We start from the raw sequence: 10017 nt of genomic DNA, 5'->3' as shown, positions 1-10017 counted from the left end.
CACACCCGTTCCCATGCCGAACACGGTAGTTAAGCTCTCCAGCGCCGATGGTAGTTGGGGGTTTCCCCCTGTGAGAGTAGGACGTTGCTGGGCAGGTAAAGACATTCTCAGATGAGAGTGTCTTTTTTATATACCGAATTATGTCTGAAATATGAATACCGCGGGTAAATTGCTCGCAACGGCGGGTAATTCGAATTTTATGGCGGGTAACGTTACTATATACGTGGGTAAACTAAGTTGTAACTAACTGCAGCCCCAACTAATCGAGCGGTGAAGCGTTACATATTAAATGAAAAGGAATTTTTATGTCAGAATTATGAACACGACAAGTAAACTTAGCATAACGGACAGTAAAACCTTCTAAATGGATAGTAACCCCCTACTAACGGATAGTAAACACTTCCCAATGGACAGTAAACCCTTCAGTTATAGATTGTAAACCCGGTTAACAGCAGGTAACCTCCTTATTTTAATTTCTTTGATAAATTTTTGAATATTAATTCCTTTCTAACTAAAAGATATTTATATAATTAAACATAATTTAGCTAGTCTAGGTAATTCTATATTTGCATTATAAAACTAGAGCCATATTCAGGATGTTTTTTATTAATACCTAATTATGGTCTCCTTTATTCTTTGAGGGATTTATTTAACTATAAGTGTATGCACAGTGGTAAACAGAAATAGGGGGGTGTTGCGATTGTCAACCAAGGGGAAAGGCTTAGTTATATTAGCGATTGGCTCCATTCCCTTAATTATGACGTTAGGAAATTCTATGCTTATTCCTATCCTACCTAGAATGGAGAAGGAACTTGGAGTTTCTGCTTTTCAAGCTAGTCTCACAATTACGATTTTCTCCGTCACAGCGGCTATTTCCATTTTGATTTTAGGATATATGTCAGATCGTTTTACAAGGAAGTCCATCATTATACCTGCTTTAATTCTATATGGTATTGGTGGGTTATTAGCTGGGATAGCTGCGGCTTGGTTTAACAGTCCATACCTTTGGATAATGGTTGGGAGGGCTTTACAGGGAATAGGGGCAGCAGGAACAGCCCCAATAGCTATGGCATTAACAGGCGATTTATTTAAAGGTGGAGAACAAAGTAAAGTACTGGGTATCGTTGAGGCATCAAATGGATTTGGGAAAGTCCTTTCACCAATAATAGGATCCCTATTAGCCTTATTGGTTTGGCACGGTCCTTTCTGGGGATTTCCAGTTTTTGTTCTTATTTCGGTACTATTAACAGCTTTTTTTGTTAAGGAAAAAAAGAAAAAGAAAGAAGCACCTGCATTGGGGAAATATGTTAAAGGATTATTTTCTGTTTTTAGACATGAAGGCCGTTGGCTCTTTACTGCCTACTTAGCTGGTGCAACATGTTTGTTTACACTTTTTGGTATCTTGTTCTATTTATCAGATACGTTAGAAACAAGATACAATATAGAAGGGGTTTTAAAAGGAGCCATACTGGCCATCCCATTATTATTTATGATGGTTACATCCTTTACAACGGGAAGTAAAATAGGAAAAGACATGATGAGGATGAAAAAAATTATCATTTTGGGCTTTCTTTTAATGACAATCTCATTTTCCGCTTTAGTGTTCTTTACACGATTGTTTCCCTTTATTTCAGTGCTTGTTATTAGCAGTATTGGAACTGGTCTAGTTCTACCTTGTATCAACAGCTTTATAACAGGATCTGTTGGAGCTGCACGAAGAGGGTTTGTCACATCATTGTATGGGTCTGTTCGATTTTTGGGAGTAGCAGTTGGACCGCCGATTTTTGAATGGTTGATGAATTGGTCAAGGACAGGAATGTTTTTAACTACGGCAGGCTTAACGTTACTGATTGGGTTACTCTGTTTATTCTTAATCCATGTTAACAAGGAACAGGAATCTGACCCACATGGCCATACATTATTTAAAAAATTTCAGCTTACTACAGAATAAAGCTTTTTTCTCAAAAAAAATTCTTTATTAGCTATTAATGGAGCTAACAAAGAGTTTTTTTTTGTGGTGTTAAGAAGGGAACGAAGCAAAAATATCTGCAATTTTTTCTATTTCATACTATTTAAAAAAAACAGAAATACAATGATATAAAAGATGTTGGACAGGGGTAAACAGATGGTATTTGAAGACTTTTTACATAGAGAATGGCCTAAGTTTATTTATTTAACCATTGGTGGCTTTATACAGGGTATCGCCATGTCATTTTTTCTTTTCCCCCATGGGATTCCATCTGGTGGAGCAGCGGGCTTGGCACTGATTTTTAACTATTGGTTTCAGTTGCCCTTGGGTTTTGTGTTATGGCTTGTTAATTTTTCATTACTTGTCCTTGCCATATTTAAATTTGGAAATTGGTGGACAGTTCGTACCATGTATTCGGTATCTATAACAGCCTTTACAGTTAGTCTAACTTCATCTATTATTCCTCCACATGTTAACATTGTCGCTGACTTATTTTTAGGAGGAGCACTGTTTGGTTTAGGAGTTGGGATCCTTATTAGAAATGGGGCTTCAAGTGGCGGAATGGTAATACCAGCACTTTTAATAGCCGAATATAAGGGAATCCTTCCTGGAAAAGTAATGTTTTGGGTGAATCTTACCATATTCATACTAACGGCAACCGTGATAAGTTTAGAGATTTTTGTTTACGCAGTAATTTGTCAATGGTTTTCTACAAAAGTAATTGATTTTATATATAAATTGAGAATAAACCCCCACATCACACCTCAATTTCAATGGAGGAATAAATAACGAGGCCTCCTCTTACAGAGCGGGCTGTTACTGGTCAAAAAAAAACACCCATAGAGGGTGTCTTTTTCTCCGGTTATAGATTAATAAACCATTGATACATCATAATAGTATTTGAACTCTAGTAAATTATTGGAAGGATCTATTAGGAAAAAGGTAATGTGCTCTTCTTGTTTACCTTCAAAACGAAGCCTTTTTTCTTGAAAAAAAGGGAGTTCCTCCTCATAGGCTTTCTGTAAGCATTGATTAAATTCATTCTTGTCAGTAAAGGTCATCCCGTAATGTCTAGGATACATGGATGGTTTTGTATCAATCTTATCTGGGTTAAGGTGACATACGAGTTGGTCACCAAAGAAATTAAAGGTAACTCGATCATCGTATCTTCTTGCTAGCCTGCAACCTAATTTTTCATAAAAATCTACAGTCTCATCTAGGTTTTTACATGGGACCGCAAGATGGAATACCTTATTTGTTTCTCTCATATTGTGGTCTCCTCAATTTTATTTATTATATGAAATGTATCAGAACGTAATCCGAGCCGTAGTGTCTCTAGTGGAATGATGTCTGTAAAAGGAATATTTGCTAAGTTAACATTTGATCCAAGTTTATTGATAAATAAAGTCTGTAGTTTCTTATTAGGGGCTTCAAAAATCATTTTAGTCAAAGGAATTTCAGCAGAAAAAATATTTTCAAGTATCTGCAGCTTGATGTCCCCATTTCTAGTACATATACCACTAGTTCCGCTTTCTCTTGCCTCCGTTATCACCTTAAAAGCTCCAGCTTCGAAATCCTGTTGAATATATTCAATCCATTCCTCCGAGCTTTGGGCTTCTGACTGATCTCCGTCTTTTCTACCAACTTCACTTAGTACTAGGAATTCGTTAGAGAATTCTGAAATAAATTTTGCTTTTTCTATGTTGGTTAATGGAATAGTTCCATTGGAAATCTCTACAAAATTACATTGATACCTTTTACAGTAATTATAAAATTCGTTTGTTTTCCCTTGACTAACAAACTTTTCAAATAACGTACCACCAAAAAAGAATTCTACTTGATGCTCTTGTAAACATTGGATTTTTTCTTGGATTTGTTTTGTGACAAGGGATGTTCCCCAACCAAATTTTACTAAATCCACTAAGTCTGCCGAACTTCTAATTGTGTCCTTAAACAACTGAAGTGGTAGCCCGTTATCAATCACTATGGTTAATCCGTAATTTCTTGGTTTTGCTTGTCTATATGGAAGTGTAAGTCCAGAAATATTCAAATTCATATGTTAATCCTCTCAATCTTTGGTATTAAAGATGAAGTATTCACTTTCATCACAAAATTACTATCTACAACTCTTGTACACAGCGAAATGTCTTCTCGGTTAAATTCTGGTCTGGTGTCATCGTAGAACTTCGCCGCCACATGGGAGTTTTCAATTCTTTTTTTTACATCCTCAGCTGATACACTGTTTTTATTTTCAATTATGGATTTAATGTACTCCGCACATGCAAGATCATCATCCCCTGTTGGATGGGAGGCAATAATGTTAATTTGAATATTTTTTTTTTGCATGTGGGAAATTTGGTGAATATATCTCGCTGTTGTTCTGGCATTGGTGAAGCCTGTTACAAAAATGGCATCGGCATTTAATGAATTTAATGTCCCCTTAACGCCGTTTGTCGTTTTTTGAATTAGAGTTTTTCCTTGCAAGTCACTTTTAATAACAGACAATGGTGAGTTGTCTAAATCAAACCCCTCTATTGGTAAGCCATTCACCTCCCCAGCTAATAGAAACTGTGGATTCTTTTGTTTATAGTTAAAGCCTTCTTCCACTGAATTCACTAAGAAGATTTCCTTCGTTCCATGGATAAAAGCGTAGTGTGCAACGGTAAATGCCCTTATAACATCGATAACAACATTTATGTCAGAAGCTTTCAAATCGTTATTATTTCCTTGTATAATCTTAATTTTCAATTGTCATCTCTCCAATTGCTATAGTCACTATTATTTTTTGCGTTGCTCGATATGTATATGCCCGCTGCCTATCAATGGGTACTTGTACGTTAGTGATTGGATTATAGCCTATTTGTTTCACCTTTCCCTAAGATTTGAATAAATTGCCTAGTAGAATTTAGGAAGGAGGAATTTAAAAGCATCAACAAGGAAAAAGCTCGGTTGAAAAAGAGAGGCGAAATTAATGGAACGAAAATTAACATATACCACCTGGGATGAAGAATGTGTAAATAAAAATTTGGAATCTATTAAAGATACTATGGATGTCATCAGATGGACATATAGGGAATATGGAGACAAGGTAGTTTATGCTTGTAGTTTTGGTATAGAAGGAATAGTGTTGATCGATTTAATTAATAAAATCAATAAAAAGGCGCGAATAATATTTTTAGACACAGGGCTTCATTTTAAGGAAACCTATGAGCTTATCAACAAAGTGAAAGAGAGGTATCCGGAATTAACTATTAAACTAATCAAACCCAGTTTAAGTCTAGAAGAGCAAAAAAATGAGTATGGAGATAAGCTTTGGGAACGTGATCCAAATCTTTGTTGTCACCTACGAAAAATAATTCCATTAACAAAGGAACTAGAAGGTAACTTGGCATGGATATCAGGATTAAGGCATGAACAGTCACCAACTAGAAAGCACCTTAAATTCATTAATAAAGATGATAAGTTTAAACTTATAAAAGTTTGTCCCCTTATCTATTGGACTTGGGAGGATATATGGAGTTATGTTGGTCTAAATAACCTAGACTACAACAAGCTGCATGATGAAAATTACCCGAGTATCGGTTGTGAAAAATGTACTGTTCCAGTAGAAAACAATAGAGATTTTAGAGGAGGACGGTGGTCCACAAGCAAGAAAACAGAATGTGGTTTGCACGGATAATTCTATTTTCAAATAGTGACTTTTTATAACGGAAGGCTATTATCGCAAACTTTGTTGCTTTTTTTAGATAGCTTGGAGAAGTGGAAGGTGGTGAATCCAGTGTTGCCCGCTGAACCAGGACGGTAATATTATGCCTGTAGCGTATCCAAGTCAAATTATATTCTTAGAAAAAGCCTAAAGAAAAATGTCAAAATGGAGGTTGAAAAATGGAACTTGGTCACCCTCATGGGGGGAAATTAGTAAATCGAATTATAGGTGAAGATAGGAAGAGCACACTCTTATTTTGTGAAAAGGAAATAGAATTAGACCGCATGGCCATAAGTGACTTAGAACTTATTGGGACAGGCGCATACAGTCCTTTGGAAGGATTTCTTAATGAAGCAGATTATTTATCCGTTGTAAATGACATGCGGATATCCAATGGTCTTCCTTGGAGTCTCCCCATAACGTTACCTGTTTCAGAAGAAAAAGCTAATTCATTAGCGATTGGTGATGACGTAAAACTAGTACATGAAGGTGTTCCCTATGGAGTATTAACAGTAACTAGTATCTATACACCCAATAAAGAGGAGGAAGCCAACCGCGTTTTTCAAACAACAGATCTCAAACACCCAGGTGTAAATAAATTATTTAACAGACCAAATGTTTATATAGGTGGTCCAATTAAGGTATTTCATCAACCAGAAAAGAAGACCTTTGTGTTAGATCCAGCAGGAACTAGAGAAGTGTTTAAAGAACTTGGTTGGAAAACTATCGTAGGTTTTCAAACACGTAATCCTGTTCACCGGGCACACGAATATATACAAAAAGCGGCCTTAGAGATGGTCGATGGGTTACTGCTTCACCCACTCGTTGGGGAGACAAAATCTGATGATGTTCCTAGTGACGTAAGGATGGAAAGCTATCGTGTTTTATTAGATAACTATTATCCAAAAGACCGGGTATTATTATCAGCCTTTCCTGCCGCTATGCGATACGCAGGACCGAGAGAAGCTATTTTTCATGCGTTGGTTCGAAAAAATTATGGTTGTACGCACTTTATCGTTGGGCGTGATCACGCTGGTGTCGGAGATTATTACGGGACATATGATGCCCAAAATATTTTTTCCTATTTTACAGAGAAGGAACTAGGCATTAAAGCGCTGTTCTTTGACCATAGTTTTTATTGCCGTAAATGCGGGAATATGGGCTCTGCCAAAACATGTCCCCACAACTCTGAACATCATGTTATTTTATCTGGAACAAAGGTTAGGGAACTTCTTCGGAATGGAATAATGCCTCCAAAGGAATTTAGTCGTCCTGAAGTAGCTGCAGTATTAATAAAAGGTATGGCAAAGCAGCTGGTGGAAAGTACACAGGGTGAAGTCAATGGGTAAGAACGTAGTCTGGCATCCTACCAGTATTTCAAAGGAAGACAGGCAAAGATTAAATCATCATAAAAGTGCAGTTCTATGGTTTACAGGACTTTCTGGATCAGGTAAATCTACTATTGCAAATAAAGTAGAGGAATGTTTATTTAATTTAGGGAAGAGAAGTTATATTCTAGATGGGGATAACATTCGCCATGGTATTAATAGTGATTTAGGATTTAGTGACAGGGATAGAGTGGAAAACATTAGGAGAATTGGGGAAATTTCGAGACTATTTGTAGATAGTGGCCAAATCGTCTTAACGGCATTTATTTCTCCTTTTCGAGATGATAGGGAAATGGTAAGAGAGTTATTTTCAGAGGGTGAATTTATTGAAATTTATGTAAAATGTCCGATTGAGGTTTGCGAAATAAGAGATCCAAAGGGGTTATATAAAAAAGCAAGAGCGGGGGAGATTTGTAATTTTACAGGGATTGATTCTGTTTATGAAGTACCATTGAATCCTGAAATAATTATCAATACAAATGAACTGTCTATGGTGGAGGCAGTAGACCGAATAGTTGATTATTTAAAGGAAAAAAAGATTATATAAAGCTTTATGTTGACCTAAAGGATTATTACCTTTATTTTTCTGAACATTGCACAAATAAAGGGGACCCCGAAAAAAATAAGTAATACTCAAGTTACTGGAAGAGGGAGGATAAATATGGGGTCATGACGATAGATATTTTTATGGTGCTAATAATAGTCGGCTGTATGATGGTTTGTTTAATGAAAGAAATCACAAGGCCAGATTTTATTGTTTTTTGCACTTTAGCAGTAATGCTATTATTAGGAATTATTACGCCTGCAGAAGCTGTTAAAGGTTTTTCTAACGAGGGAATGCTTACTGTTGCCCTTTTATTTATAATTGCGGGTGCTGTACAACAAAGTGGGATTCTTACCAAATTTGTAAAAAGTGCCCTTGGACATGGTAAAAAACCTAGATTTTCTATCATACGGATGATGATACCAGTATCAGGGTTATCAGGATTTCTTAACAATACTCCGATTGTTGTTATGTTTACTCCATTAGTTAGAAATTGGTGTAAGGAGAGAAACATTTCACCATCTAAATTCTTAATACCCTTGTCCTACGCTACAATTTTCGGGGGTACGATTACACTAATTGGAACCTCTACAAATCTATTAGTTCATGGATTGATGATAGATAACGGATATACTGGTTTTTCCATGTTTCAATTAGCGGTTGTTGGAATTCCTGCAGCACTACTCGGTATTCTATTTATGAGTACAATTGGGTATCGGTTATTACCAGAGAGGAAGTCTTCTGAGGACATATTTAAGAATACGAGGGAGTACCTTTCAGAATTAGTTGTTGAGAACACTTCACCAATTGTCGGAAAAACAATAATGGATGCTGGACTTCGCCAATTAAATGGATTATACCTTATTGAAATTATTCGTAAGGATGGAGAGAAAGTTGCACCAGTTACTTCCCATCACAAAATTAAAGAAGGGGATCGACTAATTTTTACAGGATTAATCTCCACCATTGTTGAACTGCAAAATATAAAAGGGGTAAGGGTTGATACTGGTTCGACTATTGAGTTGGAGGAATTAAAAAACGGAAATCAAGTTTTGCTTGAAGCAGTAGTTTCACACCAATCCACATTAATTAATAAGTCTATTAGGCAAAATAAGTTTAGGTCAAGGTTTGGCGGCGGTGTTATTGCGGTCCACCGGAACAAAAAGCACACCACAAAAAAAGTAGGAGATGTAAAGCTTGAGCCTGGTGATACATTACTTATTCTTGCTGGGAGAGATTTTATAAGTAGGTGGTCAAGTTCAAAAGATTTCTATATTATTACTCCAGTTGACAGTCCTGAAGTAATGAATAGGAAACAAACGTTTATTGCTATTTTAACTCTAGTGACAATGGTTTTACTGGCAACTTTTGAAATATTAACAATGTTTAAAGCCGCCGTATTTGCAGTTTTGACACTTTTTCTAACAAAAACAATAACATTTGATACAGTTAGGAAGTACGTTCAATTTAATATTCTCCTTGTTATTGCAAGTGCAATTGGTATAGGTATTGCTATAGAAAAAACCGGAACCGCTGCTTTTATTGCAGAACACTTAGTAAGGATTACTCAGAGTTTAGGGATTCTTGGGATTTTAGTTATTTTATATTTTGTCACAACATTGTTTACAGAGATAGTTACGAATAACGCAGCAGTTGTTATTATGTTTCCAATTGCTACAGCAACGGCTGTACATTTAGCCATTGATCCGATGTCATTTTTTATTGTAATAACTATTGCAGCTTCAGCTAGTTTTGCTACACCGATAGGATATCAAACTAACCTTATCGTTTATGGACCGGGGGGATATAGATTTACTGATTATTTAAAAGTAGGTATACCACTAAACCTGTTATACCTTTTCGTAACTGTTACAATATGCTTTTTCATTTTATAAAAAATGAATTAAGATAATTTCATAAAAGTATTTCTGTCACCTGTGGAAACGCAGATGACAGAAATACTTTAAATTATCGTTTATTTAATTAACAATATAATTGATAAAAAAAAGCAAAAAAAATGTTGCGTAGAATTAAAAATGATGTTATTATAATTTTTGTCGTTAGAAAACAAAGCAAAAAAATATTACTAAGAAAAACATCAAAAAGTATTGCGTAGAATTAATTATTTTGCTATAATTAGTTTTGTCGCTAAAAACGGATAAAAAAAACACTTCAAAAAAGTCGTTGACAACAAAGTGTTATTCTGATATAATATAAGAGTTGTCACAAAAAAAGCAACAAACAAGGTTGACCTTTGAAAACTAAACAAAAAGCCAAGTGAAGTGGGATATGAAAGTCGTTTTATACGACCGATTCAATATCCCGTCAATGAATTTTTAAATTAGCCAGTTTAACTGGTTTTGATGTCAGAACATCAAGCTCAACACTTTATTGGAGAGTTTGATCCTGG

General features: G+C 35.7%; 9 protein-coding genes and 1 rRNA gene. 7 read left to right on the top strand and 3 right to left on the bottom strand.

All coding sequences use genetic code 11. The annotated features are described in order from the left end of the window. The 3 genes from rrf to J2S74_RS26925 all read left to right on the top strand — a co-directional run. Positions 1-93, top strand: a 5S ribosomal RNA gene (gene rrf, locus J2S74_RS26935); the annotation flags it as partial. Between the two features lie 664 nt (positions 94-757). Continuing rightward, positions 758-1951: an MFS transporter gene (locus tag J2S74_RS26930; protein ID WP_307332746.1), complete on the top strand. Its 1194-nt coding sequence runs from the start codon at positions 758-760 to the stop codon at positions 1949-1951. A 174-nt stretch (positions 1952-2125) separates the two neighbouring features. Further along, positions 2126-2758, top strand: coding sequence for a YitT family protein (locus J2S74_RS26925; protein ID WP_307332740.1), 633 nt, complete (start codon positions 2126-2128; stop codon positions 2756-2758). Between the two features lie 80 nt (positions 2759-2838). On the opposite strand, the gene J2S74_RS26920 is transcribed toward J2S74_RS26925, so the two are convergent. From J2S74_RS26920 to J2S74_RS26910, 3 genes are read right to left on the bottom strand one after another with little or no spacing between them, the layout of a single operon-like run. Next, positions 2839-3237: a VOC family protein gene (locus J2S74_RS26920; protein WP_307332736.1), complete on the bottom strand. Its 399-nt coding sequence runs from the start codon at positions 3235-3237 to the stop codon at positions 2839-2841. Further along, on the bottom strand, positions 3234-4019 hold the full coding sequence (locus J2S74_RS26915; RefSeq protein ID WP_307332743.1) for a phosphosulfolactate synthase: 786 nt from the start codon (positions 4017-4019) through the stop codon (positions 3234-3236). Before J2S74_RS26915 ends, J2S74_RS26920 begins: the two co-directional genes overlap by 4 nt. 2 nt (positions 4020-4021) lie before the next feature. Next, positions 4022-4717: a 2-phosphosulfolactate phosphatase gene (locus tag J2S74_RS26910; protein ID WP_307332734.1), complete on the bottom strand. Its 696-nt coding sequence runs from the start codon at positions 4715-4717 to the stop codon at positions 4022-4024. 223 nt (positions 4718-4940) lie between these two features. Here J2S74_RS26910 and J2S74_RS26905 point away from each other — a divergent pair, with 223 nt between their 5' ends. The 4 genes from J2S74_RS26905 (at position 4941) to J2S74_RS26890 (ending at position 9502) form a co-directional block, all read left to right on the top strand. Next, positions 4941-5648 carry a phosphoadenylyl-sulfate reductase gene (locus J2S74_RS26905; RefSeq protein ID WP_307332731.1) on the top strand — a complete coding sequence of 236 codons (708 nt, stop codon included), beginning with the start codon at positions 4941-4943 and terminating at the stop codon, positions 5646-5648. Between the two features lie 206 nt (positions 5649-5854). After that, positions 5855-7024 (top strand): sulfate adenylyltransferase, encoded by a 1170-nt coding sequence (gene sat, locus J2S74_RS26900; RefSeq protein ID WP_307332728.1) that lies wholly within the window; start codon positions 5855-5857, stop codon positions 7022-7024. Continuing rightward, positions 7017-7610 (top strand): adenylyl-sulfate kinase, encoded by a 594-nt coding sequence (gene cysC, locus J2S74_RS26895; protein ID WP_307332727.1) that lies wholly within the window; start codon positions 7017-7019, stop codon positions 7608-7610. The genes sat and cysC overlap by 8 nt, the downstream gene beginning before the upstream one ends. 122 nt (positions 7611-7732) lie before the next feature. Next, positions 7733-9502, top strand: a complete 1770-nt coding sequence (locus tag J2S74_RS26890; protein ID WP_307332724.1) for an SLC13 family permease — start codon at positions 7733-7735, stop codon at positions 9500-9502. Positions 9503-10017: the final 515 nt, after the last annotated feature.

This window comes from Evansella vedderi, assembly GCF_030813435.1.
Taxonomy (GTDB): domain Bacteria; phylum Bacillota; class Bacilli; order Bacillales; family Salisediminibacteriaceae; genus Evansella; species Evansella vedderi.
This window is presented reverse-complemented; position numbering and strand designations above follow the sequence as displayed.